A 25,471-nucleotide genomic window follows, 5' to 3' on the forward strand; every position below is an offset into this window, starting at 1 on the left:
GGTCATGGAGCGGCGGATCTTCGGGATCGAGACCGAATTCGGGATCACGAGCGTGAGCGACGGCACGCGGCGTCTCACCCCCGACGAGGTGGCGCGCTACCTCTTCCGCAAGGTCGTGCGGTGGGGCCGATCCAGCAATGTCTTCCTCACCAACGGCGCCCGGCTCTATCTCGATGTCGGGTCGCACCCCGAGTACGCGACGGCCGAGTGCGATGACCTTCGCCAACTGATCGCCCACGATCGCGCGGGGGAGCGGATCGTCCAGGACCTCGTTGACGATGCCCAGCGCCGGATGCGCGACGAAGATGTCGAGGGCGAGATCTACGTCTTCAAAAACAACGTCGACTCGGCGGGCAACTCCTACGGGTGCCACGAGAATTTCCTCGTCGAGCGCAGCGGTGACTTCGCCGGGATCACCTCGGCGCTGCTGCCCTTCCTGATCTCCCGGCAGCTGATCGCCGGGACCGGCAAGGTGATGCGCGGGCCGAAGGGGGTGCAGTACTCGGTCAGCCAGCGCGCGGATCACATCTGGGAGGGCGTGTCCTCGGCGACGACCCGCTCGCGCCCGATCATCAACACCCGCGACGAGCCCCATGCCGACGCCGAGCACTACCGGCGGATGCACGTCATCGTCGGGGATTCGACGATGACCGAGACGACCACCTTGCTGAAGGTGGGCTCCGCGCACCTCGTCCTGCGGATGCTCGAAGACGGCATGACCGTCTCGGATCTCACCTTGGAAAACCCGATCCGGGCGATCCGCGATATCAGCCTCGACCCCACTGGGCAGCGCCTTGTCCGCCTGGCCGATGGGCGCAGCGTGAGTGGGCTCGCGATCCAGGCCGAGTACCTCCAGCGCGTGCGCGACTACGCCGAGCACGCCGGGATCGACGATGCCACGAGCCGTCAGGTCCTCGACCTTTGGGGACGAACGCTGAGCGCGATTGAGCAGGACCGGACCGGTGATGTCGGGACGGAGATCGACTGGGTGATCAAGCGAGAACTCCTCCGCCGCTACGCGGACAAGCACGATCTCGCGCCCGACGACCCGCGCCTGGCGCAACTTGACCTCGCGTACCACGACATCGACCCCCAGCGTGGCGTCCACCATTTGCTCCAACGGGCCGGTCGGATTGCTCGCGTCGTCACCGATCACGAGATCGCAACCGCGGTCGATACCCCGCCGCAGACCACCCGGGCCCGGTTGCGTGGCGATTTCGTGCGGGCCGCACGCGAGCATGGTCGGGACTTCACCGTCGACTGGGTGCACCTGAAGCTCAACGATGACTCTCATCGCACGATCTTGTGCAAGGACCCCTTCCGCGCCGTCGACGAGCGCGTCGAACGCCTCATCGACTCGATCGAGCACCCACCGCCTCCACCCGGTCCTTAAGCGGTCCTGCCTCGGCGGCAGCCGAGCGCGGCCCGAGGTCACCCCTCACGCGATGCGAGAGGCGATGACCGGCACTGCGTCTCCCGTGAGCTGCGCGAGGTGGGTCGGGCGCCCGGCCATGACCATGAGGAGAGCGAGAGTAGGTCCCGAAACCTCGGGCCCGTCGCCGTACTCGAACGGGCCATCGGTTGCTCGCAAGCGCACTCCGGCCGCGACCGTCTTGCTGTTGACGGCGAAATCGCGTCGCGCATAAAAGTGAGCGACCTGCGTCGCGGCATCGATGTCGACCGTGCCCCCGATCCCAAGGGGGCGGCGGATGTCCTCGCCGTGGACCAGGACCTCGCCGAGGTATGCGGCCAGATCCTTCGACGGGGCGACGGTTGAGGTCATCACCGCCCGAAAGCGGGCCAGCGTCTGCGCAAGGTCCTCGCCCAGATGCTTCCGAAGGCGCCGCTCGTTGTGCACCGCCGGTCGAAACCCAGACAACACGATGCTGCGAAGCCAGGCGAGTTGGGACGTGGACGCCGCGGCAGTCAGATGCGCCACCACCTGCTCGACGTCCCAGCGACCGCACAACGTGGGTCGTGCCCAATCGCTGGCCGCGAGACCCGCGAGGTCGTCCGCTAGGGCACGGCGAGCCTCATGGGTCCAGGTGATGACGTCGTTCATCTCGACCCCTCACTAATGGCCGAGTGGGCTGTGGCGTCCCCCGCCCTTCCCTGGGGAGCCGACATGAGCCCGGACACCCTGATCTTGACCATGCGCGCCCACGCGGAGCCGCGCCCGGACCTCGTCACGCAGCCCGCAACGGTCGCACTGCGCCTCACTGATTCGCGCCAAGCCACAGCGGGCGACCCCGTGCATTACCTCGCCTCCCTGTCGCCAACGCAGACGACGATCGATCGCACGGACAGCCCGAGCGAGCCGACCGCCACTCTGATCACCGACACCCGAGCCTTAAAGGCCGTCGTTCTCGGGCAGATCGAGTACGCGGCGAGCACCCCGGGCATCACGACAATGGGCGACCCTGTCGCAGCGCAATGGCTCATCGCCGCCACTCGGCTTGCCGCTCACGTCTAAGGAACGCGACCTCGAACACTCCCTTTGGTCGGTATCCCTAGCGGCTTCCCAGCACCTCCTCAGGTCGGCCGGGTTAGTGTGGTGGGCGAACATTTCCCCCTTCGATCTCGAGGTAACCCCTGTGCGACGCACTACCGGCGCGCTCGTCGCGGCCATGACCGCCAGCGCGCTCTTCCTGACTGCCTGCAGTTCCGATGCCGACTCGGACCCGACGAGCGACTCCGCCGCCCAGGGCGCGACCGACCAGGTCAAGGTCACCTTCAACAAGGACAAGAAGGCGCCGACGGTCGCCGTCAAGGACGCGCCCGTGACCGCCGAGACGACCGCGAGCAAGGTGGTCAAGGAGGGCTCGGGATCCGCCGCCAGCGACCAGAGCATCATCACCGTCGACCTCGCCATGTTCAACGGCAAGGACGGCAAGGCGATCAAGGACTCCGAGACCTACTCGTCCAAGCCGGTCCCCGTACCCCTGGGCGATAAGAACACCCTCCCGGGCTTTGCGAAGTCCTTAAAGGGCGCCAAGCAGGGGCAGGAAGGCTTCGCCATCATCCCGCCGGCCGATGCCTTCGGGGAGCAGGGCCAGCCCCAGTTCGGTGTCGGCGCGACCGACAACCTGATCCTCGTCTACTCGGTGCGCTCGGTCTTCCCCAGCGAGGCCAAGGGCAAGGCCGCCAAGGCCGACCCCAAGCTGCCGAAGGTGACCTACAACGCCGACGCTCCGGCGAAGATCACGATCCCGAAGGGGGTCAAGGCGCCGACCAAGCTCACCGTCAAGCCGCTCATCACCGGCGAGGGGAAGAAGGTCGCCAAGGGTGATGTCGTCTACGTGAACTACACCGGCGCTCTGTGGCGCAACGGCGAGGTCTTCGACTCCAGCTTGCAGGAAGGGCGCGGCCCGTTTGCCTTCACCGCTGGCAGCAACGAGGTGATCAAGGGCTGGTCTGAGGGTCTGATCGGTCAGAAGGTCGGCAGCCGGGTCATCGCCGTCGTCCCGCCGAAGGATGGTTACGGTAAGCAAGGTCAGCCCCAGGGCGGCATCAAGGGGACTGACACCCTCGTCTTCGTGATCGACATCCTCGGGACCGCCTGAGGCGCACCGCTTCACCCCCTTCGCCCCAAGAACCGCTAAGGAGAGATTCATGGCCTTCGACCCGAACACCACCAAGCCGGAGATCGATTTCCCCGGAGACAACCCGCCCGCCGAACTCGTCGTCGAGGACATCACGGTCGGTGACGGCGCGGAAGCCACCCCCGGCTCGCGGATCGAGGCTCACTACGTCGGGGTCGCCTGGTCGACCGGCGAGGAGTTCGATGCCTCCTGGAACCGCGGCGCTCCGCTCGGCTTCACCGTCGGCGTCGGCCAGGTCATCCAGGGTTGGGACACCGGCCTGCTCGGGATGCGTGAAGGGGGACGGCGCAAGATCGTGATCCCGCCGCACCTCGGCTACGGCGATCGCGGCGCCGGCGCGGTCATCAAGGGCGGCGAGACGCTGATCTTCGTCGTCGACCTCGTGAGCGTCGGCTAGAGCAGACCCGCCGCATACCGGCCCGCTGCCGCCGCGGTGACGAAGGGAGCGTCGTCGATCTCGACGCCGCGGCCCATCGTCCCGAGCGGCACTGGGCTCGCCGCCAGGGCCTCACGCAGGCCCGCTGACGGCACCTCGATCAGGCGCAGGTTCCCGGTCGCTTCGGCGACCAGGGCCTGCGCCTGATCGCGCACGAGGGCACCGAAATCACCGGGGAGGTCGGCGATCACCACATCGGCCGAGCCCAGCACGACTCGGCCGAGCGCTGTGTCAGCGTGGTGAGAGAGGCCGCGGTGGCGCGCTCGGGGGTCGGCTCCGGAGACGCGAAGGGCGGCGATCGCCCGGCCGCGCAGGGTGTGAACGGCATTGAGCGCCTCGCCACTGGAGAGCCCCGAGTAGCCCCATGCGGTCGACGAGCCGGCGTTCCCGGGTCCCTGGGCGACGACGATGATCTCGGCGTCCAGCACCCAGCACGCGGCCAGCAGGGCCGAGTGGACGGTGATTGCCTCGTACTGCCCCCCAAAGGACTGCTCGGCGCTCACCGTAAGGTCGAGCCACCCGCCCTCGACGAGTCCGGCGACGGTGCGGGAGTAGGCCATCGGCAGCGCGCCGCTGTCGGTCATCACATAGGCGACGCGGGTGTCCGGGCGCTCGGCGCGGATCCCGGCAAGGATCGCCGGGAGCGCCGAGTGAAGTTCGGCCACGATGACCGGGGTGCCGTCGAGGTCGCCGGCGACCACCTTGGGGTCGGTCCGCAGGGCCTCGTGGAAGGGGGACTCCTGCTCCTCGAGAGCGCACACCATCGTCTGAAGGGGGGTGTACCGAGCCTTCATGATGTGCCCCGGGGCGTCGGCCGGCGGATCGCTGGGGAGTGCGTCGGGCCGGGCCACGATGAGCGCCTGGCCGCCGGTCCCGAGCCCCTTGCGCAGCGCCGACACATTGAGCAGGACCCGATCGCCCGGCCGGGGTGCGCCGACCAGGTCGGTCAGGGCCAGGGCGGACCAGCGGGTATCGGTCTCGCCGTCGGGTTGGACCGAGCACTCCTGCGCGCCCGGCGAGGAGCGCCCCACGTCGATGACGGTCCCGGCGCGCCAATGGATCATGTGCCGCAATATGCCACGCTCGCTCGTAGTAGCGTCGCTCGGGCAAGCCGATCCCCCCCTTCACCAGCGATTGGAGTCACGATGAGTGCGTCGCGGTCGCCCGAGGAGAAGACCGAGCGGCTGATGAACCTCACCATGTTGCTGCTCTCGACTCGACGCCCGCTTGCCAAGGCCAAGATTCGCCGGTCGGTGCCGGGATACGCGGTCACGGCGTCCGACGAGGCCTTCGACCGGATGTTCGAGCGGGACAAGGACGAGTTGCGGGCCCTGAACATCCCCATCGTGACCGAACCGATCGACCCCTTCTTCGACGATGAGGACGGATACCGGATCGACCAGCGCGATTACGCGCTGCCGGACCTGAACTTTGCCCCGGACGAACTCGCGGTCATTGGCCTTGCCAGCCGCGCCTGGCAGCACGAATCGCTCGCGACCCCCGCGGCGACCGCCTGGCAAAAGCTCACCTCCGAAGATCTCGGGACCGAGGACCCCTTCGTCGCGCTGCAGCCACGCTTCGGCGGCACCGAACCGGCCTTCGCCGCCTTGAAGGATGCGGTGCTCGCCGGACGCGCCGTCACCTTCGATTACCAGCGATCGGGGAGCACCTCCTCGACGACCCGGCGGGTCGAGCCCTGGCGGCTGCTGTCCTGGCGGGGCCGGTGGTACCTCACCGGATACGACCTCGACCGGGCGGCCGAACGCGTCTACCGGCTCTCTCGGATCTCGTCCGCGGTCACGGCCCGCGGGCGGGCAGGGGCCGTCACCCCTCCGGTCGATCACGACCCGCGCGCGGCGATCAGCACCGCCTTCCCCGATGATGCCGCGACCCACCACGCTGAGGTGCAGGTCCGGATGGGGGCGGGATTCGCCCTTCGGCGGCGGGCACTAAGCGATCCCGAGCCCGCCGGGGAAGGGTGGGAACGGATCGCGGTCGAGGTCGGCGATCTCGACGCCTTCGCGGGAGAACTCGCGAGTTACGGGGGAGACGTCAAGGCCCTCGCCCCGCCCGAGCTCGTCGAAGCGTTGGTGAGCCGATTGTCGGCGAGCCTGCGGGTCCATGAGGAGAACGCCCGATGACGCGTACGCCCCCGGAGTCGGCAACCGCTCGCATGCAGCGCCTGCTCACCATGGTCCCGTGGCTGGTCCGGCGGCAGGGGATTTCCCTCCCCGAAGCCGCTCGTGGGCTCGGGATCGATGAGGCGCAGTTGAAGAAGGACCTCGACCTGCTCCTGCTCGTCGGGCACGGGACGATGCCGGACGAGATGATCGAGACGTCCTATGAGCACGGCAAGGTCAGCATCGCCAATGCCGAGACGATCGAGCGGCCCCTGCGGCTCGGCCTGGACGAGGCGATCACGTTGATCGTGGGGCTGCGCGCGCTCGCCGCGACGCCCGGCTTGGATTCCCCGGCCATCGACTCTGCCCTCGCCAAGCTCGATGCCGCCACGGCGGGGCTCGCCGGGGTCGAACGCGTGGTCGTCGCGCCCGATGGGTCCGTCGACGGGGAGGTCCTCGCGGCGCTGCGCGATGCTGTGACCCGCTCGCGCCGGGTGCACCTCACCTACCTGGTCTCCAGCCGCGACGAACGGACTGAGCGCGATGTCGACCCCATGCGGGTCGTCGCCTACGACGGGCACTGGTATCTCGAGGGGTGGTGTCACCGCGCGCAGGATGTCCGGTTGTTCCGGACCGACCGGATCGAAGAGGTCGAGGTGCTCGATGTCCCTGGAACCCCACCGGCCGAGGCGGTCGCACGGGATCTCAGCGCTGGTCTCTACCAGGGCTCCGATCAGGACGTCCACGCCGTCGTGCGCCTCGCGCCCGGAGCGCGCTGGGTCGCCGACTACTACCCGGTGACCGATAGCCGCGAAGAGGGGGACGACCTCGTCGTGACGCTCCCGGCGAGCGATCTTGATTGGCTCGCTCGGCTCATCGTGGGCCTCGGCGATCAGGCCCAAATCCTCGCCCCACCTGAGGCTATTGCCGCAGTCGCCGAGCGCGCACAAGCCGCCCTTAGCCTCTACCAGAGCGAGCAGCCTGGCTAGGACGCCGCCAACGGATCAGGCACGTACACTCGTTACTTGAGAACCCGGACTCCCGAAAGGCTCGTCTCATGGCTCCAGGCCCCGGCGAAATTATCGTCATCGCCCTCGTCATCCTGCTCCTCTTTGGCTTCAAGAAACTGCCCGACGCCGCGCGCAGCCTGGGCAAATCCGCCCGTGTCTTTAAGGCCGAGGTGAACGAGATGCAGGAGGAGGACCGCGCTCGGGAGGAGGCCAAGGCCAAGCGGGAGGCGGAGAGGTCCGTCGGCCCGAACACCGCTGCCCCCGGCGAGACCACGACCGGTAGCGCGATGATCGACGACGGCTCCCCGAAGACCGATAACGGTCCGAAGGCCTAGGTCTTCCCCCCTTCGCGACCTCGATGCTACGGCGACGCACCCCCAAGGATCCCGAGGGGAGGATGCCCCTGAAGGAGCACCTCCTTGAGTTTCGTCGTCGCCTGATGATCAGCGCTGGCGCCATCGTCGTCGGCGCGGTGGTCGGCTGGATCTACCGCAACGAGATCTACGACAAGCTGGCGGCGCCCTTCCACACCTACGAACGGCAGAACCCGGGCGCCCTGATCTCACTGAACTTCGATAACGCCACGGCGGCGTTCTCGGTGATGATCAACTTGTCCATCTTCAGCGGCCTCATCCTCGCCAGCCCGATCTGGCTCTACCAGATCTGGGCGTTCATCGCGCCCGGCCTCACCAAGCGCGAGAAGCGCACCTCCCTCGCGGTCGTCGCGGCCGTGATCCCGCTCTTCCTCGCCGGTGTCACCATGGCCTACCTCACCCTCCCCAAGGCCCTGATCATCCTCTATGGATTTACCCCACCCGAGGGGTCGAACATCCAGCAGGGGAGTGCCTACTTCACCTTCGTCACCCGCTTCATGTTCGCCTTCGGCGCGGCGTGGCTGCTCCCGGTCTTCCTGATGGGTCTGAACGCGATCGGCATGCTCCCCGGCCGCACGCTGCTCAAGGGCTGGCGACCAGCGGTGCTGATGATCTTCATCGCCGCCGCGATCATCACCCCGACACCGGACCCCTTCACGATGTTCCTCATGGCCGGGCCACTCGTCGTGCTGTACTTCGGCGCTGTCGGGCTAGCGATGCTGAACGACAAGCGCCGCGCGGACAACCAACCGGACTGGCTCAAAACCCCCGAGGATCAGGCGTCGACGCTGTGAGCGAACTCGCCCGCTTCGCCGCCACCCTCGACTTCGATCTCGACCCCTTCCAAGTAGACGGCTGCGCGGCCGTCGAAGCGGGTCGGGGCGTCCTCGTCGCCGCCCCGACTGGCGCGGGGAAGACCATCGTCGGGGAGTTCGCCGTCGACCTCGCGCTCCAGCGCGGTCAAAAGGCCTTCTACACCACGCCCATCAAGGCGTTGTCGAATCAGAAGTACCACGACCTCGTCGCTCGCCACGGCAGCGACCAGGTGGGCCTGCTGACCGGAGATGTCTCGGTCAACGGCGAGGCTCCGGTCGTCGTGATGACGACCGAGGTCCTACGCAACATGATCTACGCCGGCTCGACCACGCTCGACGGACTCGCCTTCGTCGTGATGGATGAGGTTCATTACCTCGCCGACCGCTTCCGGGGCGCGGTCTGGGAAGAGGTGATCATCCACCTTCCGCGCTCGGTGCAGCTGATCGCCCTCTCGGCGACCGTCAGCAATGCCGAGGAGTTCGGCGCCTGGCTCGACGAGGTGCGCGGTGGGACCGAGATTGTGCTCTCGGAGGAACGCCCGGTCCCGCTCTGGCAGCACATGCAGGTGGGGCGGCGGCTCTACGACCTCTTCGCCGAGAGCAGCCTCGACGGCGGGACCCCTCGGGTCGATCCGCACCTCGTCGAGGCCATCCGCCAGCAGGTGCGGGGGATGGGCGACGATCCACGCGACCGGCGCGGGCGGCGGGGCCGCGATGACCGTGGACGCGGTCGCGGCCAACGCGGCGGTGGACGCTTTGGCGGAGCAGCATCGCGGACCGAGGTAATCCGCGAGCTCGAGCGCGACGGGTTGCTGCCCGCGATCACCTTCATCTTCAGCCGGGCCGGCTGCGAGGCCGCGGTCGGGCAACTGATCGCCAACGACGTGCGCCTGATCTCCGACGCCGACGGCCGCCGCAACCGGCGCCTGGTCGAGGAGCGCGTGGCGTCGCTCGACGAGGGCGACCTCGACGTGCTCGGCTACCACCAGTTGGTCGAAGGGATCACCCGCGGCTACGCGCCCCACCACGCCGGGATGCTCCCGACCTTCCGCGAGATCGTCGAGGAACTCTTCACCCGCGGCGAGATCCAGGCGGTCTTCGCGACCGAAACCCTGGCCCTTGGCATCAACATGCCCGCGCGCACTGTCGTGCTGGAGAAGTTGGTCAAGTTCAACGGTGAGAGCCATGTCGAGATCACCCCGGCCGAGTACACCCAGCTGACCGGTCGGGCGGGACGGCGCGGGATCGACATCGAGGGGCACGCCCTCGTCGTGTGGTCGCGCGGGCTGGACCCAGCGGCGGTCGCAGGCCTCGCCTCGACGCGCACCTACCCCCTTCATTCGTCCTTTAGGCCGACCTACAACATGGCGGTCAACTTGGTCGCGCAGGTCGGCCGCGAGACCGCGCGTGAGGTCCTCGAAACCTCCTTCGCCCAGTTCCAAGCGGACCGCTCGGTGGTGAGCATCGCGACTCGGATCCGCGACCAAGAGGAGTCGCTCGAGGCCTACGCCGAGGCGATGCATTGCGAGCTCGGGGACTTCCGCGAGTACGCCGCGATCCGCCACCAGATCACCCAGATCGAGAAGGAGGGCGCGCGTCGCCGCTCGGCGAACCGCCGCGCCGAGGTCGCCGTCTCGCTCGAAGAGCTGCGGATCGGCGACATCGTGCGCCTCGCCGGCGGTCGCAAGTCCGGCCTCGCCGTCGTTGTTGCGCCCGCGCGCACCTACAAGGGCCAACTGAGCGCGCCGGTCGTGCTGACCGAGCACAAGCAGGTCCGGCGCCTTACTCCCGACGAGGTCCGCGAGCCGCTCACCCCCTTCGGCAAACTCCCGGTGCCGAAGCACTTCAACCCCAAGTCGGCGAAGTCCCGTGCCGATCTCGCGACCACCCTGCGGATCAAGGCCCCCGACGAGGGCGCGCCGTCGGTCCGCAAGCACGCCAAGGTCACGGCGAAGGGGGAGGACCAGCGCCTCGTCGAGCTGCGCCAACGACTGAAGGCACACCCCTGCCATGCCTGCCCGGACCGCGAGGAGCACGCCCGGTGGTCGGCGCGGTGGTGGAAGCTGAAGCGCGAGACCGCGGCCCTGCAGCGCACGGTCGACCGACAGACCGGTTCGGTCGCGAAGACCTTCGAGCGCATCTGCACCGTCCTTGAGGACCTCGGCTATCTGCTACCCGATGACGAGGTGAGCGAGGACGGGGCCCGGCTGCGTCGGCTCTATACCGAAAAGGATCTGCTCGCGGCGCAGTGCCTGCGGGCGGGGGACTGGGACCGACTCGACCCGGCCGAACTCGCCGCCGTGGTCTCCATGCTGATCCACCAGCCGCGGCGCGATGACACCCCCGAGCCGCGCCTCCCGACCACCGAGGTCGCCGACGCGTGGGCCCTGATGCTCGAGCGCTGGAGCGCGCTCGAGGACCTCGAAGAATCCCAGGGCTTGCCGCTTACGGGTGAGCCCGACGCCGGCATCGCCTGGGCGGTGCACCGCTGGGCGAGTGGGCGCCGGCTCGAAGAGGTCCTGCGCGACTCCGACCTCACTGCCGGCGATTTCGTGCGGCGCTGCAAGCAGGTCGTGGACCTCCTCGGGCAGATCGCCGATGCGGCGCCCAACCCGCACCTGCGCACCACCGCCCGCCGCGCCGGCGACAGCGTGATGCGCGGCGTGGTCGCCGCCGACCGCCTGGACTAGCGTCCGGGCCAGAGGGCGTCGCGCAGGCGCATCATCGGGCCCTGGATGCCGTGGTCGCGCGCGAGCACGTCCAGCGCCGCTGGATCGGCGGGCGCCGACGGCAAGGTCAGATCGATGTCGGTGACTGGTACATCGCGGGCAACCCGCACGACGGCGGGCGCGGCGTCCAACCAGGCGCTCGCCTCTTCGAGGCGTTTGCGGCGCGCCCCCTTCAGCGCCGGGTCACCGGAAGCGATCGCGGCCCGGATGCCCGCCAGGTCGCCGTAGGTCGCGAGCAGCGCGGCGGCAGTCTTTTCGCCGATGCCGGGCACGCCGGGCAGACCATCGCTGGGATCGCCCCGCAGGACGGCCATATCGGCATAGGCATCACCGGTCGGGACCCCGTATCGCTGTTCCAGAGCGCCTTGATCGATGACATCGGGGTCTCGCACTCCGCCCTTCGCGGTGTAGAGGACCCGCACCGGACCGATTGCGTCATTGACCAACTGGAAGAGGTCGCGGTCGCCGGTCACGACCCCGACCGGCATCGACTCGCGGTAGTGGTCGGCGAGGGTGCCGATCACATCATCGGCCTCATAACCCGGCGAGCCGACCCGAGCAAGGCCCAACGCTTCGAGAGTCCGCGCGATCACGGGGACCTGCGGCGAGAGCTCGTCCGGGACCTCTTCACCCTCCGCCGGGTCCTCAGCGACGCGATGGGTCTTGTACGACGGGACCGCGTCGACCCGCCACTGGGGCCGCCAATCGTCATCCCAACACGCGGCGAAGTGGGTAGGCCGGTGGCGGGTGACCAGCGTGGCGACCATGTCGAGGAAGCCGGCCAAGGCATTCGTCGGAATGCCGGCGGGGGAGGACGCCCGCGGCGGCACCCCGTAGAAGGCACGAAAGTACAACGATGCGGAGTCCAGCAGCAGCAGCGAGGGCATGGAAGCCAAGCCTAGGGGGCAGCCACGCTTACAGTGGGCGGCATGGAAGACGCTGATCGTCGCATCGTCCAGCTCCTGCGCCAGGACGGGCGCATGAGCTATACGGACCTGGGCAAGGCGGTCGGACTCTCGACCTCGGCGGTCCACCAGCGGGTCCGACGGCTCGAAGAACGCGGCGTGATCACGGGGTACACCGCCCTGGTCAATCACGAAGCGCTCGGCCGGTCCCTCACAGCCTTCGTCGCCGTGACCCCGCTCGACCACCGCGCCCCCGACGACATCCCCGAGCGCTTACACGAAGTCTCTGAGGTCGAGGCCTGTTACTCGGTCGCCGGCGATGAGAACTATCTGCTGAAGGTCCGCGTCGCGACCCCCAACGCGCTCGAGGACCTCCTCGGGGTGCTCCGCGCGAACGCCGGGGTCTCGACCAAGACCACGGTCGTCCTCTCCACCCCATGGGAGTAGGCACGACCGAGGCGCGCGAGGCCCCGAGCACCTCGCCCGACCAAGCCCGCGAGCACCTCTTCGGCCACCTCACCTGGTGGGCGCGTGCCGCTCTCGCGGTGGCCGGGGGACTGGCGCTCTGGCTCGCCTTCCCCGACCACAATCTGCCGACCGCTCCGATCGGCGTGGCGCTGTCGGCCCTGGCGCTCTGGGGCGCTCGGCCGCTCGCTGGCGCGGGGCTGGGCTTCCTCACCGGGCTCGGCTGCTTCGTGCCGGTCCTTAACTGGACCGGGATCTATGTCGGCGCGTTCCCCTGGCTTGCCCTCGCCGTCGTGCAGGCCCTCTACGTCGCGGCGATGGGGGCGCTCATCTGCTGGGCTCAGCGTCCGTGGATCCGCGCGGGCCGGGTGCTCCTCGCGGCTGCCGTCATCCCGGCGGGCTGGGTGTTGCAGGAACTCGTCCGCGGCAGCTGGCCCTATGGGGGGTTCCCCTGGGCGCGCCTCGCCTTTAGCCAAGCCGACAGTGGCCTCGCCCGCTATGCCTTCCTCGGCGGAGCGCCGCTGGTCACCGCGGCGGTCGCCGCGCTGGGTGCCTTGCTGCTGATCCTCCCGATCGGCACGCTGCGGCGGGGTCTTGCGATCCTCGCCGTCGGGGCCGCCGTCATCGTCACCGCGCGGCTGATCCCCCTTCCCTCCGACGGGCCGGACGTGCGGATCGCGATGGTGCAAGGCAACGTGCCGCGCGCCGGTCTGGACTTCAACGCCGAGCGCCGCAAAGTCCTCGACAACCACGTCGTCGGCTCCGAACTCGTGGGGGAGAAGGGGGAGGACGTCGACCTTGTCGTCTGGCCGGAGAACTCTTCGGACATCGACCCCCTGCGCAACCCTGATGCCGCCGAACAGGTCCAGCGTGCGCTGCGCGCCGTCCCCGCGCCGCTGCTCATCGGGGCCGTCCTCGACGAGCCACTGCCCGAGGTGTCCAACGCGAGCCTACTCTACCGCGAGCCAGGTGATACGACCCCGGAGCGCTACATCAAGCAGCACCCGGTCCCCTTCGCGGAGTACGTACCGCACCGCGACTTCTACCGCATGTTTTCGCAGAAGGTCGACCTCGTGCGAGCGGGTTTTGCGAAGGGGGATCACCCCGTCTCCTATCGCCTCGGCTCGCCTAACGGAGAGTGGGCGGCGATCCCCACGATCTGCTTCGAGGTCGCCTACGACGGGCTGATGCGCGATTCGACGCGGGCCGCTGGCGACCTGCCGAGTGTGCTGATCGTCCAGACCAACAACGCCACCTTCGGGTACACCGCTGAATCCACCCAGCAATTTGCGATCTCTCGGATTCGGGCCATCGAGCACGGCCGCTCCGTCGCCCACGTCTCGACGGTCGGCGTCTCCGGACTCATTGGACCGGATGGGACGCACACGCCCCTCACCGGACTCTTCACTGCCGAGCAGGTCGTCGGGACGGTCCAAGCGCGGGCCCCGCTCTCGCCATCTGATCGGCTTGGGCCGTGGGTGGAGATCGTCGCCACACTCGGGCTTCTCGCACTGGTGGCTCGGCGATCGTGGAGGCGCCGCCCGGTATCCTGGGCGGTCAAGACACCGGCCGGTCGCGCATCGGCCCCGACGAACTAAGGACGCCCGTTGTCTCAGACTCGACCACCGATCGAGCGGGTCGCCGTACTCATTCCGACCTACAACGAGCGCGAGAACCTTCCGCTCATCGTCGAGCGCGTACGCGCCGCCGTGCCGAGCGCCGACATCGTGGTCCTCGACGACAACTCTCCAGACGGCACGGGTCAGGTCGCCGACGACCTCGCCGCCGCCGACTCGCAGATCCACGTCGTACACCGCGCGGGCAAGGAGGGGTTAGGCGCCGCATATCTCGCCGGGTTCGCGTATGGCCTCGAGCACGGCTACGACGCGATGGTCGAGATGGACGCCGACGGCTCGCACCGCCCGGAGCACCTCCCGGCGATGCTGGAGGCTGCCCGCGACGCCGACCTCGTGATCGGCTCGCGCTATGTCCGCGGGGGGAAGGTCGTCAACTGGCCGCTCAGCCGCAAGGCTCTGTCGCTGGGCGGCAATATCTACATCAAGATGATCCTCGGGATGCCCGTCAACGACGCCACCGCCGGGTACCGCGTCTACCGCGCGGAGACCTTGCGCCAGATCGGCCTCGACCAGGTTGAAAGCGCCGGCTATGTCTTCCAGACCGATCTCACCGTGCGCACCGTGCGGGCCGGGATGACGGTCAAGGAGGTCCCGATCACCTTCATCGAGCGCGAAATCGGTGACTCCAAGATGGATGGAGACGTCGTCTCGGAGTCGATGAAGCGGATCACCGGGTGGGGCATCACCTATCGCCGGCATCAACTGGGCCAGCTCGCCCGGCGCGAGCCCCGCTGGCACCGGCTGTGAGCATCCCCCCTCAGCCCACCCCGCGCCGGTTCGGTGCGCGGCGGGTCCTTGGCCTCTTCGCTCTCGCGCTGCTCATCGTCCCGATCATCGAGATCGCGGTGATCATCGGTGTCGGCAGGGTGATCGGTACCTGGCCGACCGTGATCCTGCTGATCGTGGAGTCCGCCTTCGGGGCATGGATCCTCAAGCACGAAGGGGGCCGCGCGTGGGGCGCTCTCGCTGGCGCCCTTCAGTCCGGTCGGATGCCGAGCCGTGAACTCGCCGACGCCGCGCTCGTGCTGATCGGCGGCGTGCTGCTCCTCACCCCGGGATTCGTCACCGACATCGTCGGCTTCTTCCTCATCCTGCCGATCACCCGCCCGATCACCAGGCGCCTCCTCGAAGCGATCGTCGCCCGACGTCTGCTCGGGGGAGTGGTGGGCGTGTCGACCACGCGCACGACCCGCACCACCCGGACCACGGAGACCAACCTCGGGTGGACCCCGTCGGAGCCGGCGCCGCCGAACGCGCCCAGTGACGATGTCATCGAAGGCGAGATCGTCGACGACCGGTAGCACCGCAGCGGACGCCGGTCGACCGGTATCGCGCATGACGAAGGGGGTGGACGACCAACTGGTCGTCCACCCCCTTCGTCGTCGTGCTCAGGCCGAGCGCTTGCGCGGCTTCTCGCCGCGACGCTCGCGCAGCAGGGTGAGGCGCTCTTCGAGCAACTCCTCCAACTCGGGGACCGAGCGGCGCTCGAGCAGCATGTCCCAGTGGGTGCGGACCGGCTTGACCTTCTTCGGCTCCGGCTCGGGGCCATCGAGCAGCTTGCCGAGCAGACCGCAGCGGCACTCCCAGGTGGACGGGATGTCGGCCTCGACCGAGAACGGGAGCTCGGTGCGGTGCCCCTGGTCACAGACATAAGTGGTGATCTGTCGCTCGCTCGGGACGACGTTTTCGGTCGTCTCCATGCTGAACGAGACCATGCGCGTGCCGCGCAACGTGCGCTCTGCCATAACTACTCCCTGCGGGTCGAAAAGGACCGTCGTGTCGTCTCTAGCGTTCCGCGTCCCCTGCTGACCGGAACCACATCTAGTCAACGTCGATCGGGCGCCGGGTGTTCCGGCGTGGTGGACGTGCGTTTCCCCCGCCCGCTTCATGCCCGGTGCTGACGTTGCCGTCCCCACGACATTGGGGGAGCGGGCGGCGTAAGCGGACATAGCAGGGTAGCGCACCTCCCTTCGCCCCCGCCACTTGGCCGAAGGGGGATCAGGACCCCGACACTCCCCGTCGGGCAAAGCCCTGACACGGCGAGCAAGAGTGGATAGCGTCTGCTCCCGTGACGACAACTCCGCCGGCCCCTGACCTATCGGGACCGACCGCACTCGACCAGGCCCCGCCGAGTTCGAAGCGCCGCGTGCTCGCCTGGTCCATGTGGGACTGGGGCACCCAGCCCTTCAATACGGTGATCACCACCTTCGTCTTTTCGGTGTACCTCACCAGTTCGGCCTTCGGCTCGGAGAACTACACGAGCAAGCGGCTCGCGATCGCGACCGCCATCGCCGGGCTCTTCGTGGCTCTGCTCGCTCCGGTCCTTGGACAGAACTCCGACCGGTCGGGACGAACCGTGCGCAACCTGCGCATCCAGACCTGGGCGCTCGCGGCGCTCTCTGCGTCCCTTTACTTCGTCAAGCCCGAACCGGCCTACCTGTGGCTTGGGCTGATCCTGCTCGGGGTGGGGTCGATCATCTCCGAGATTGCGGGCGTCAACTACAACGCCACGATCGATCAGGTCGCGAACCAGCAGACCGTTGGGCGGGTCTCGGGCTTCGGGTGGGGGATGGGCTACCTCGGCGGCATCCTCGTGCTGCTGCTCATGGTCGCGATCTTCAGCGCCGATATCGACTCCGATGGCATCCGGCTCACGATGATCCTCTGCGGCGCGTGGACGATGATCTTCACCATCCCGGCCTTCCTGGTGTTGAAGGACAAGCCGCGACCGCCAGCCCCTGCGGTCGGGATCGTGCGGTCCTACCAGTTGGTGTGGGCCTCAATCCGGGGCCTCTGGCAGACCTCGCGCCACACGGTGTTCTTCCTGATGGCGTCGGCGCTGTTTCGCGATGGCCTCGCGGGGGTCTTCGCCTTCGGTGCGGTCCTCGCCGCCGGGACGTTCAAGCTCAGCGCTGGCGAAGTGATCATCTTCGGCGCGGTCGCGAACATCCTCGCGGGCCTGTCGACGATGGCCTTTGGGGTGCTCGACGACTGGCTCGGCCCGAAGCGGGTGATCATGATCTCGCTCGGGGCGCTCGTCGTCTTGGGCCTTGCGATCTTCGTCCTCCACAGCGGCGGCAAGAGCGTCTTTTGGACCCTCGGCCTGGCGATGACTGCCTTCGTCGGTCCGGCCCAGGCCGCCTCGCGCAGCTTTCTCGCGCGGGTCATCCCGGAGGGGAAGAATGGCGAGATTTTCGGTCTCTACGCGACGACCGGCCGGGTCGTGTCTTTCCTCTCGCCCGCGGCCTTCGCCGCCTTCATCGTGATCGGTGAGTGGGTGACGGGCCAGGACAACACCCAGTACTGGGGGATCCTCGGCATCGCCCTGGTCCTCACGGCGGGCCTCGCCGTCATGATCCCGGTCAAGGAGCACACCGAGCACTCCTTCTCGTAGGGCCTTATCCACCGGGCCCTGCTGCTTACGGGCACTCGTCCACAGACGCGGGTCACCTGGCCCCGGCCGACGAGGGTGCGGCGCACGATGAATCCATGAGCGTGGATGTGGAGCAGTCCGAGACCGATATCAACGAGGTGCGGCTCGTCGGGCGAGTCGCCGCCGAACCGCAGACCCGAGAGCTCCCTAGTGGCGATCAACTCGTCACCTGGCGACTCATCGTGCGCCGGTCGAAGAGGAAGGGGGAGGAGCGCGCGCAGGTCGACACCATCGATATCGCCTGTTGGACGCCTGCCGCGCGCAAGCGGGCCCTGAGTTTGCAGACCGATCAGCGCGTGGAGGTGACCGGGCTGCTCCATCGCCGGTTCTTCCGCGCCGGCGGGGGAGCGGCGAGTCGATACGAAGTGGAGGCGCGCGCGATCCGTCGAGCGCCATAGCCGTCGCGATCACCGCAGCCCTACCCTTAGGCCCATGACGAATGTCGCGTTGACGGTGATCGGCCCGGACCGACCGGGCCTGGTGTCCGCGGTGGCTCAAGTGGTCGCCGAGCATGAGGGCAACTGGCTCGACAGCCGCCTCGCGCACCTCGCCGGCCAGTTCGCGGGCGTCGTCCTGGTCGACCTCCCCGCTGATCGCCTGAGCCACTTCGAGAGCGCCCTGCGCAGCGCCTGCGCCAGCGTCGATCTGGAACTGGTGATCAAGCCCGGCGACGAGCGCCCTGCGCCTACCGGGCGCACGCTCACAGCCCACCTCGTCGGGCAGGATCGCTCGGGCATCGTGGCCGTCGTGTCCTCCGCGCTGGCCGACATCGACGTCACCATCGATGAGATGACCACATCAACCTCGGCGACACCCTGGGATGGAGGGGGACTCTTCCAGGCCACCTTGCACCTGCGAGTACCGGGCGGCGTCTCCGACCAGGCCATCCAGGACGCGCTCGAGGCCCTCGCCGATGAACTGATGGTCGACCTCTCGCTCGGTGCCGAAGACGACTGAGCACTCAACCGCCACATGACCTCACCCGAACACCTGCTGGCGGCCTACGACGCGCAGCTCCGCACCGTCGCCGAGACCGCCTCGGCGGAATCTGTCCGGCGGCTTGGCCCCCTTCACCTCGCGAGGTACGAGGGCGGGCGCGGGTTTGTCACCTATCGCGATCTCGACGGAGCTGACGCCGACCAGATCGCGGCGTGGGTTCGGGGCGCGGCGCGGCATTACCGATCGGACCCGCGGTTCGTCGAGGTCGAGTGGAAGACGCGCGGCCACGATGTGGCCCCGGGGCTCGGCGACGCCCTCGCCGCCGCGGGGTTTGTCCCTGAGGCACCGGAGTCGATCATGCTGGGCGAGGCGCGAGGTCTCGCGGGCGCTCCGGACGTCCCCGGAGTGACGGTGCGCCAGGTCCTCGATGAACCGACGATTCGCGCGATGGCGGTCATGCAGGACGAGGTGTTCGGCTCGCACTTGGCCGACCGGATGGTCGGTGAAATCACTCGGCGGCTCGCCGGGGGAGATCCGCTGCAGGTGTGGGTCGCCGAGGCCGAGGGCGAGATCGTGAGCGCGGGCCGCCTGGAGCCGGTGGACGGGAGCGATGTCGCGGGGATCTGGGGTGGCGCGACGCTGGCGCCATGGCGCGGACGAGGCATCTATCGTGCGCTGACCGCGGCGCGGGCCCGGGCCGCGCTCGACCTCGGCAAGACCTTGATCCACAGTGAGTCGACGGAGCGCTCGCGCCCGATCCTGGAGCGCGCCGGGCTGGTCTGCATCTCGACGACCACGCCGTACGTCCTCACGATCTAAGCCCTATCCGGCCAGCTCGAGAAACTGGCAGGAACGGGAGTTCATGAGACGGGAGTGGCCCACATCGACGCCGTCGCGACTTCACGCTTCTGCCGAGTTGAGTAAGACCGTGATCACGGTGCTGCGCTACTTTGGGGCCATGACCGCATCTCCGCACTAGGCCGCACGGGCGCTGACCTTCGGCGCTTGTGTCCCTGAGCCGTTGCCCGCTGCTGACTGTGGGCTTGTTCTGATGCGGAGTCCTCCCATGACCGGCACCTCTGGTGTCGGCAGTTATCGCCAGCTTCTCGCCTCCTCGACCACGCGACGCACGTATGTGCTGTCCTCGCTAGGTCGGAGCGCGTACGCGATGCTGCCGCTGCTCTTCCTCTTCACTGTCCGCCAGGCGTCTGGCTCATTCGCCGTCGCGGCGACGGCCATGTCCCTGGTGGCTCTGACCTCACTGTCGATGCCGGTCAAGTCCCGGCTGATCGACCGGCACGGCCAGCGTCGCGTACTAGTCCCGTTCGGAGTCGGCGTGGCACTGGCCTTGGTTGCCGCAACCGGGATGGCGGCAGCCGAGGTCACCAGCCCCGCAGCATGGTGGACGGTCGCCGTCGCCCAGGGGTTGCTGGCACCACCTCTGGGTCCAGCGATGCGCGCCCAGTGGCGTGCGCTGGCCCCCGCGTCAACCCGGACTGCGTACGCGCTCGATGCAGTGACCGAAGAAGTGCTGTGGCTGCTGGGACCCGCCGTCGCCGGACTCCTGCTTGCCCTTGGGCACGCCAAGCACGGCCTGCTCGTCGTCCCCGCGCTCATTCTCGTCGGGTCGTTCGGTCTAGCCTGGTCCCCGGTCCAAGGGACGCTCCCGGAGGCTGAGGCGGGCGTCGCGGCTCGAGTTCTACGACAACCACGCCTGTGGCCCGCGCTCGGCCTCATGGCGACCTTCGGAGGAGCCAGCGCGCTGCTGTTCACCGGAGTGGCGGCCCGCGCCGACAGTCTTCATCAGCCCTCGCTGGCCGCGGTGACCGAGACCGTCATCGGGGTCGGGGCTGTCGCCGGTGGACTGCTCTGGGGACGCGCACGGGTCATGGGGCCAGCCAAGAGATCCGTCATCGCACTGCTGGGGAGCTGGGCAGTCCTCGTCGCCATCTCAACACTCGTGGACCTGGACAGCTGGGCACTGATCGCGCTCCTGCTCGCCGGTGCCGCAGGCTCACCCTTGTGGGTTATCACCTACGAGGCAGCCGACCGAGCCGTCAAGCCCTCGGCGCGCACCGAAGCCAGTACCTGGGTGACCACCATGGCCAACCTCGGCGGGTCTGGAGGCACAGCCCTGGCAGGTCTGCTCGCGGCCACAAACCGCCCCACAGCACCCGTCACCCTCGCCGCAGCGATCGCCGGCTCAGCAGCCCTGCTCGCCCTCGCGGCCACCATGGCCCACCGCCCAGGGCCGCCCTCGCGCTGAAGTGACCCGCACGACTCTGCCACTGGTCGCTAGTTGCAGCAGAAGACACCTGGTCGCTCGGCTCATTGCGTTTCGCGCCGGGTCGCGACGTATTGCGCGTACACGCTGGCGGAGCCGACCGCATGGCGCTCAATGGTCGCGGGGTGATAACCAAGCGCGTCCGCGATGATCGGCACGGGCCCAGCGCAAACGTCGAAGTTGTCGCTGCACGGGAGTTCCTGCATCTGTTGCAACTCCCGTTGGTTTAACGCCGATAATCTACATTATGTCCGATTAACTCAAAGACCCGAAGGTCTGCGCCCCGCCCTGGTCCCCTCAGTGGGTATCCAGCACGGATCGCAAAAAGCTCCCCTAGTCCCCCAGCAGCTTCGAGGCGACGTCCGGGACGTACTTGAACTCATCGCGCGGCGGGCGCGCGTAGTTCATCGCCGCCGGACGCTTCGGGATCTCGATCTCCGGCGGGTCGAGCTTTTCCCACGGGACGGTCGAGAGCAGGTGCGAGATCATGTTGATCCGCGAGCGCTTCTTGTCCTCGGACTCGACCGTGTACCAGCGCGCCTCGGGAATGTCGGTGTGGACGAACATCTCGTCCTTGGCGCGGCTGTAGTCCTCCCACCGGGTGATCGACTGCAGGTCCATCGGCGAGAGCTTCCACCGGCGCATCGAGTCGCCGGCGCGGGACTTAAAGCGTCGCTCCTGCTCCTCATCGGAGACCGAGAACCAGTACTTGCGCAGCATGATCCCGTCCTCCACGAGGAGCCGCTCGAAGATCGGTGCCTGGTGCAAGAAGCGGCGGTACTCATCGGTGGTGCAAAAGCGCATGACCCGCTCAACCCCAGCGCGGTTGTACCAGGAGCGGTCGAAGATCACCATCTCCCCCGCGGCGGGCAGGTGCTCGATATAGCGCTGGAAGTACCACTGGGTCTTGTTGCGCTCCGAGGGCGCCGGAAGGGCGACCACGCGCGCCGAGCGCGGGTTGAGGTACTGCATGACCCGCTTGATCGCCGAACCCTTACCGGCCGCGTCCCGCCCTTCGCACACGACGACGAGACGGTTGCCGGTGCGGTTTAGCCAGGCCTGCATCTCGACCAGGTCGGCTTGGAGTCGCTCGAGTTCCTTCTCGTACGCCTCTTTCGGAAGTTTTTCCAAACCGGATGCGAGCTTCTTATGGCCGCCTGACCCGTGCTTCTTGCCCTTGCCCATGGCTCCGGAATCTACTCCCCCGGCCACGCCGGGCGCGAAGCGGAGGCGCCGATCACGCCTCAGCCGTCCTGGCGGGACGCCTTGATCGCCTCGCGTCGGGCCAGCCGGTTTTCGCGGCGGATCGTCGCCTCCTTGAAGCGCCGCCGATCGGTCGGGGTCTCGGGGACGAGATCGCGGACGGCGCGGGGCACCCCCTCGGTGTCGACAGCGACCATCACGAGGTACGCCGAGGCGACGTGCACCGGGGCGCTCAGGCCATCCCACCGGGTCGTCTCGACGCGTGCGCCCACCTCCAGCGAGGTTCGCCCGGCCCAGTTCACCTGAGCCTTGACGGTCACGACGTCACCGACGCGCACAGGCGCGAGGAAGAGCATCTCGTCCATCGACGCGGTGACCGCTGGCCCGCTCGTGTAGCGCGCCGCGATCACCCCCGCGGCGTCGTCGACGAGCTTCATGATGATCCCACCGTGCACGGTCCCCATGAGGTTGGTGTCGTTGCCGCCCATGATGTGCGCGAGCGTCACGCTGGTTTCGGACGGAGTCGCGGTCTCGGGGCTCTGGTGGGTCATCAGGTGGTGTCTCCTTGGCATGCGGTTTCGATTACTGGAAGGGAGAATAGGCCGGTGAGCGATGTGCGAGTGCCACCGGGTCCGGGGATCCCGACCGGCCTCACGATCCCCGCCTCCGACCTCACCGAGCGCTTCTCGCGCGCCTCCGGCCCCGGCGGGCAGGGCGTCAACACGACCGATTCGCGCGTCCAGCTCTCGCTCGATCTCGCCGCGACAACCGCCCTGACCGACACCCAACGCGAGCGGGCGCTCGCCGCCCTTCGTCCCCGCCTGATCGGTACCACCCTGACGATCGATGCCTCCGAGCACCGGTCGCAGCGGCGCAACCGAACCGCCGCCCGCGAGCGCCTCGCCGAGGCGATCCGAGAGGCCCTCGCTCCCCCTCCCCCACGACGCCGCCCGACGAAGCGCACCCGAGGGTCGCAACTGCGCCGTCTCGATGCCAAGAAGCGCCGGGCGCAGACCAAGCGGGAGCGTTCGCGACCGCGCGGCGAGACAACTGACTAACATCGCGCACATGACAGACGGCACGGCGAGCAAGGCAGCAGATAAGGCCAGCGATGCGGCTGGTCAGGCCAAGGACGGAGCGCAGGACGCGGCCAAGAATGTCCAGTCCTCCAAGGCCTACCAAGTCCTCGTCAAGGTCGGCCTCACCGCGTACGGCATCATCCACCTGCTCGTCGCCGGGCTGATCGTGAAGTTGGCGCTCGGCGACTCCTCGGGCGAGACCTCCAACACGGGCGCCATCGCCGAAGTCGCCAAGGCTCCCGGCGGTGAGATCCTCCTCGGCGTGATCGGCGTCGGACTCTATGCCCTCGTCGTCTGGCAGGTCATCGCCGCCATCGTCGGCTTCCCCGAGTTCGAGGAGAGCAAGCGCCTGCGCAAGCGGATCAGTGCCGTCGGCCGCGCCGTCATCTATGGAGCTCTCGGGACCTCGGCGATCATGGCCGCGATCAAGGGCGCGAGCAGCAGCGGCGGTGGCGAGACCGAAGAAGAGGCCGCGAAGGGGCTCTTCGGGCTACCCGGTGGGGTCTTCCTCGTCGGGATCGCGGGCCTCGCGGTGATCGGCTACGGGATCTATCAGGGCTACCGGGGCGTGAAGGCCAAGTTCAACGAGGAGCTCGAGACCGAGTTGCGCGGCGCCGGCCGAGCCTTCGCCACGGCTGGTCACATCGGTAAGGGGGCCGCTTTCGTCGCGATCGGCGGCCTCTTCGTCCTTGCCGCGATCCGGCACAACCCCGATGAGGCCGGCGGGATGGATCAGGCCCTGCAGGCCCTGCGCGGTCAGCCCTTCGGTGTCGTGATCTTGTTTGCGATCGCGCTCGGCATCGGCTGCTTTGGCATCTGGTGCTTCTACTGGGCCAAGCACGCCAAGCACGCGTAGGGCTCGCCCCGAGCAGCCGTTAGGAACCGGCCGCCAGCAGCGCCCCGAAGACCACGACGAAGAAGATGATCACCGCGGCCCCCAAGATCGTCGCAATCATCCCCATGATCCGTCCGGCCTGGACGGTGCCCCGGTTGCGGTACCGCGTCGGATCGGCGTCGATCTCGGCGAGCGCCTTACTGCCCATGATCCAGGCGACCGGGCCGAGGATCTGGACCGCTACCAGAGAGAGGATCCCCAAGACCAGAATCGTCGTGCCTTGGGGGTGATCCATGGTCGGCGGCACGAGGTAGGGCGATGGTTGATACGGCTGTTGCGGGTAGGGCTGCTGCGGGTAGCCACCGGACATTGGTCCCGGCCGGTCTGCGGGCGGGACCTCTGCCGAGGGGAACGCGTCCGAGGAGGGGCCGACCGGTGGCGTCGTCATGAGCGACAGCGTACGTCGTTGGTCGTGAGCTGGCAGATAGTACGTTGGGGGCTGCGGTGATGATCGTCACAACGACCATCACGACGATCGACAAGGAAGCGAGAGGCCCCACCGACGTGCGCGCCCTGGTAAAGACCGCCCCCGGCCCCGGCCTGGAGTTAATCGACGTCCCCGAACCCTCCCCCGGTCCGACCGAGGTCAAGATCAGGGTGCTGCGCGCGGGGCTCTGCGGGACCGATCTGCACCTCCTCGACTGGGACGACTGGGCGGCCTCCTTCGTCAAGACCCCCTTGATCACCGGCCACGAGTTCTATGGCGAAGTCGCCGAGATCGGGAGCGCCGTCGCGGACATCGCGGTCGGCGACCGCGTCTCCGGCGAGGGCCATGTCGTCTGTGGCCGCTGCCGCAACTGCCGGGCAGGCCGACGGCACCTCTGTATCCGCAGCGAGGGCATCGGCGTGCACCGCGATGGAGCCTTCGCCGACTACGTCGTGATCCCGGCGCAAAACGTCTGGGTGCAACCGCCCGATCTCGATCCCGACCTCGGTGCGGTCTTTGACCCCCTCGGCAACGCGACGCACACCACCTTGTCCTTCCCCATCGCGGGGGAAGACGTCGTCGTCACCGGCGCGGGCCCGATCGGGGTCATGGCCGTCGCCATCGCCCGCCATGTCGGAGCCCGCTACATCGTCGCGACCGATATCAACGACGAGCGACTCGCGCTCGCCGAGCGCGCCGGAGCCGATCTCGCAATCAACGCCACCCGGCAAAACCTCGGAGACGCGATCGCGGCGCTGAAGATGCGCGAGGGCTTCGATATCGGCCTGGAGATGTCCGGCTCTCCCCCAGCGGTCGCCGACATGCTGCAGCACATGAATCACGGCGGCCGGGTCGCCATGTTGGGTCTGCCGTCCGCGCCCTACGCGATCGACTGGTCCAAGGTGATCACGCACATGATCACGATCAAGGGCATCTATGGGCGCGAGATGTACGACACCTGGTACGCGATGAGCGCCATGCTCGCGACCTCCCCCACGCTGCGGGAATCCGTGGCCTCGGTCATCACCGGCCGCTTCCCTGCCGAGGACTGGCGCCAGGCATTTGACGCCGTGCGCTCCGGTCACCACGGCAAGGTCATCATCGACTTCAGCTAGGAG

General features: G+C 68.2%; 28 protein-coding genes. 21 read left to right on the forward strand and 7 right to left on the reverse strand.

The features are described 5' to 3' along the window. Positions 1 to 4: 4 nt before the first annotated feature. A complete protein-coding gene (pafA, locus tag AB8K43_RS07800) occupies positions 5 to 1,393 on the forward strand; it encodes a Pup--protein ligase (RefSeq protein WP_370893142.1) in 1,389 nt (462 codons plus the stop codon). 45 nt (positions 1,394 to 1,438) lie between these two features. On the opposite strand, the gene AB8K43_RS07805 is transcribed toward pafA, so the two are convergent. Continuing rightward, positions 1,439 to 2,062 carry a maleylpyruvate isomerase family mycothiol-dependent enzyme gene (locus AB8K43_RS07805; protein ID WP_370893144.1) on the reverse strand — a complete coding sequence of 208 codons (624 nt, stop codon included), beginning with the start codon at positions 2,060 to 2,062 and terminating at the stop codon, positions 1,439 to 1,441. Positions 2,063 to 2,125: 63 nt separating this feature from the next. Between AB8K43_RS07805 and AB8K43_RS07810 the strand changes: the two genes are divergently transcribed. From AB8K43_RS07810 to AB8K43_RS07820, 3 genes are all read left to right on the forward strand, one after another. Beyond that, positions 2,126 to 2,473, forward strand: coding sequence for a hypothetical protein (locus AB8K43_RS07810; RefSeq protein ID WP_370893146.1), 348 nt, complete (start codon positions 2,126 to 2,128; stop codon positions 2,471 to 2,473). Positions 2,474 to 2,594: 121 nt separating this feature from the next. Continuing rightward, a complete protein-coding gene (locus AB8K43_RS07815; RefSeq protein WP_370893147.1) occupies positions 2,595 to 3,563 on the forward strand; it encodes an FKBP-type peptidyl-prolyl cis-trans isomerase in 969 nt (322 codons plus the stop codon). Between the two features lie 49 nt (positions 3,564 to 3,612). Next, a complete protein-coding gene (locus AB8K43_RS07820) occupies positions 3,613 to 3,999 on the forward strand; it encodes an FKBP-type peptidyl-prolyl cis-trans isomerase (protein WP_370893149.1) in 387 nt (128 codons plus the stop codon). Here the strand turns inward: AB8K43_RS07820 and AB8K43_RS07825 are convergent. Beyond that, entirely contained in the window at positions 3,996 to 5,102 is a 1,107-nt protein-coding gene (locus AB8K43_RS07825; RefSeq protein ID WP_370893151.1) for a DUF3866 family protein, read from the reverse strand. The genes AB8K43_RS07820 and AB8K43_RS07825 overlap by 4 nt on opposite strands. A gap of 81 nt (positions 5,103 to 5,183) precedes the next feature. Between AB8K43_RS07825 and AB8K43_RS07830 the strand changes: the two genes are divergently transcribed. From AB8K43_RS07830 to AB8K43_RS07850, 5 genes are all read left to right on the forward strand, one after another. Continuing rightward, positions 5,184 to 6,179 (forward strand): helix-turn-helix transcriptional regulator, encoded by a 996-nt coding sequence (locus AB8K43_RS07830; RefSeq protein ID WP_370893152.1) that lies wholly within the window; start codon positions 5,184 to 5,186, stop codon positions 6,177 to 6,179. Further along, complete coding sequence (locus AB8K43_RS07835) at positions 6,176 to 7,147, forward strand: helix-turn-helix transcriptional regulator (protein ID WP_370893154.1); 972 nt, start codon at positions 6,176 to 6,178, stop codon at positions 7,145 to 7,147. The genes AB8K43_RS07830 and AB8K43_RS07835 overlap by 4 nt, the downstream gene beginning before the upstream one ends. A 68-nt stretch (positions 7,148 to 7,215) precedes the next feature. Then, positions 7,216 to 7,503 (forward strand): Sec-independent protein translocase subunit TatA, encoded by a 288-nt coding sequence (gene tatA / locus AB8K43_RS07840; protein ID WP_370893156.1) that lies wholly within the window; start codon positions 7,216 to 7,218, stop codon positions 7,501 to 7,503. Between the two features lie 62 nt (positions 7,504 to 7,565). Next, positions 7,566 to 8,336 (forward strand): twin-arginine translocase subunit TatC, encoded by a 771-nt coding sequence (gene tatC / locus AB8K43_RS07845; protein WP_370893157.1) that lies wholly within the window; start codon positions 7,566 to 7,568, stop codon positions 8,334 to 8,336. Beyond that, positions 8,333 to 11,047, forward strand: coding sequence for a DEAD/DEAH box helicase (locus tag AB8K43_RS07850; RefSeq protein WP_370893159.1), 2,715 nt, complete (start codon positions 8,333 to 8,335; stop codon positions 11,045 to 11,047). The genes tatC and AB8K43_RS07850 overlap by 4 nt, the downstream gene beginning before the upstream one ends. On the opposite strand, the gene AB8K43_RS07855 is transcribed toward AB8K43_RS07850, so the two are convergent. After that, positions 11,044 to 11,973, reverse strand: a complete 930-nt coding sequence (locus tag AB8K43_RS07855) for a 5'-3' exonuclease H3TH domain-containing protein (RefSeq protein ID WP_370893160.1) — start codon at positions 11,971 to 11,973, stop codon at positions 11,044 to 11,046. The two genes, AB8K43_RS07850 and AB8K43_RS07855, sit on opposite strands and share 4 nt — an antisense overlap. A gap of 42 nt (positions 11,974 to 12,015) precedes the next feature. On the opposite strand from AB8K43_RS07855, the gene AB8K43_RS07860 reads away from it, so the two are divergent. The 4 genes from AB8K43_RS07860 to AB8K43_RS07875 are packed head-to-tail and all read left to right on the forward strand — an operon-like array spanning position 12,016 to position 15,394. Further along, a complete protein-coding gene (locus AB8K43_RS07860; RefSeq protein ID WP_370893162.1) occupies positions 12,016 to 12,438 on the forward strand; it encodes an Lrp/AsnC family transcriptional regulator in 423 nt (140 codons plus the stop codon). Further along, positions 12,429 to 14,054 (forward strand): apolipoprotein N-acyltransferase, encoded by a 1,626-nt coding sequence (gene lnt, locus AB8K43_RS07865; protein WP_370893164.1) that lies wholly within the window; start codon positions 12,429 to 12,431, stop codon positions 14,052 to 14,054. The genes AB8K43_RS07860 and lnt overlap by 10 nt, the downstream gene beginning before the upstream one ends. A gap of 9 nt (positions 14,055 to 14,063) precedes the next feature. Beyond that, the gene (locus AB8K43_RS07870) at positions 14,064 to 14,840 is read left to right on the forward strand and encodes a polyprenol monophosphomannose synthase (RefSeq protein ID WP_370893166.1); all 777 of its coding nucleotides are present in this window, start codon (positions 14,064 to 14,066) and stop codon (positions 14,838 to 14,840) included. After that, on the forward strand, positions 14,837 to 15,394 hold the full coding sequence (locus tag AB8K43_RS07875) for an FxsA family protein (protein ID WP_370893168.1): 558 nt from the start codon (positions 14,837 to 14,839) through the stop codon (positions 15,392 to 15,394). Before AB8K43_RS07870 ends, AB8K43_RS07875 begins: the two co-directional genes overlap by 4 nt. Positions 15,395 to 15,481: 87 nt before the next feature. On the opposite strand, the gene AB8K43_RS07880 is transcribed toward AB8K43_RS07875, so the two are convergent. Continuing rightward, positions 15,482 to 15,838, reverse strand: coding sequence for an RNA polymerase-binding protein RbpA (locus AB8K43_RS07880; protein WP_370893170.1), 357 nt, complete (start codon positions 15,836 to 15,838; stop codon positions 15,482 to 15,484). A 323-nt stretch (positions 15,839 to 16,161) separates the two neighbouring features. On the opposite strand from AB8K43_RS07880, the gene AB8K43_RS07885 reads away from it, so the two are divergent. The 5 genes from AB8K43_RS07885 to AB8K43_RS07905 all read left to right on the forward strand — a co-directional run bounded on the left by AB8K43_RS07885 (position 16,162) and on the right by AB8K43_RS07905 (position 20,731). Continuing rightward, positions 16,162 to 17,487, forward strand: a complete 1,326-nt coding sequence (locus tag AB8K43_RS07885) for an MFS transporter (protein WP_370893172.1) — start codon at positions 16,162 to 16,164, stop codon at positions 17,485 to 17,487. A gap of 95 nt (positions 17,488 to 17,582) precedes the next feature. After that, complete coding sequence (locus AB8K43_RS07890) at positions 17,583 to 17,924, forward strand: single-stranded DNA-binding protein (protein WP_370893174.1); 342 nt, start codon at positions 17,583 to 17,585, stop codon at positions 17,922 to 17,924. 34 nt (positions 17,925 to 17,958) lie between these two features. Then, positions 17,959 to 18,483 (forward strand): glycine cleavage system protein R, encoded by a 525-nt coding sequence (locus AB8K43_RS07895; RefSeq protein ID WP_370893176.1) that lies wholly within the window; start codon positions 17,959 to 17,961, stop codon positions 18,481 to 18,483. Positions 18,484 to 18,498: 15 nt separating this feature from the next. Continuing rightward, positions 18,499 to 19,284 (forward strand): GNAT family N-acetyltransferase, encoded by a 786-nt coding sequence (locus AB8K43_RS07900; protein WP_370893178.1) that lies wholly within the window; start codon positions 18,499 to 18,501, stop codon positions 19,282 to 19,284. A gap of 247 nt (positions 19,285 to 19,531) precedes the next feature. Next, positions 19,532 to 20,731 carry an MFS transporter gene (locus AB8K43_RS07905; protein WP_370893180.1) on the forward strand — a complete coding sequence of 400 codons (1,200 nt, stop codon included), beginning with the start codon at positions 19,532 to 19,534 and terminating at the stop codon, positions 20,729 to 20,731. A 351-nt stretch (positions 20,732 to 21,082) separates the two neighbouring features. Here the strand turns inward: AB8K43_RS07905 and ppk2 are convergent, their stop codons facing one another. Then, positions 21,083 to 21,934: a polyphosphate kinase 2 gene (gene ppk2, locus AB8K43_RS07910; RefSeq protein ID WP_370893182.1), complete on the reverse strand. Its 852-nt coding sequence runs from the start codon at positions 21,932 to 21,934 to the stop codon at positions 21,083 to 21,085. Between the two features lie 59 nt (positions 21,935 to 21,993). Further along, positions 21,994 to 22,503, reverse strand: a complete 510-nt coding sequence (locus tag AB8K43_RS07915; RefSeq protein WP_370893184.1) for an acyl-CoA thioesterase — start codon at positions 22,501 to 22,503, stop codon at positions 21,994 to 21,996. Between the two features lie 54 nt (positions 22,504 to 22,557). Here AB8K43_RS07915 and arfB point away from each other — a divergent pair, with 54 nt between their 5' ends. Further along, on the forward strand, positions 22,558 to 23,010 hold the full coding sequence (arfB, locus tag AB8K43_RS07920; RefSeq protein ID WP_370893186.1) for an alternative ribosome rescue aminoacyl-tRNA hydrolase ArfB: 453 nt from the start codon (positions 22,558 to 22,560) through the stop codon (positions 23,008 to 23,010). 10 nt (positions 23,011 to 23,020) lie between these two features. Beyond that, on the forward strand, positions 23,021 to 23,887 hold the full coding sequence (locus AB8K43_RS07925) for a DUF1206 domain-containing protein (protein WP_370893188.1): 867 nt from the start codon (positions 23,021 to 23,023) through the stop codon (positions 23,885 to 23,887). Between the two features lie 19 nt (positions 23,888 to 23,906). Here the strand turns inward: AB8K43_RS07925 and AB8K43_RS07930 are convergent, their stop codons facing one another. Next, entirely contained in the window at positions 23,907 to 24,314 is a 408-nt protein-coding gene (locus AB8K43_RS07930; RefSeq protein ID WP_370893190.1) for a hypothetical protein, read from the reverse strand. 116 nt (positions 24,315 to 24,430) lie between these two features. Here AB8K43_RS07930 and tdh point away from each other — a divergent pair, with 116 nt between their 5' ends. After that, positions 24,431 to 25,468 carry an L-threonine 3-dehydrogenase gene (gene tdh, locus AB8K43_RS07935; protein ID WP_370893384.1) on the forward strand — a complete coding sequence of 346 codons (1,038 nt, stop codon included), beginning with the start codon at positions 24,431 to 24,433 and terminating at the stop codon, positions 25,466 to 25,468. The last annotated feature ends 3 nt before the right edge of the window (positions 25,469 to 25,471 follow it).

The sequence above is a fragment of the Janibacter sp. GXQ6167 genome (assembly GCF_041365945.1).
Classification (GTDB): domain Bacteria; phylum Actinomycetota; class Actinomycetes; order Actinomycetales; family Dermatophilaceae; genus JBGFSK01.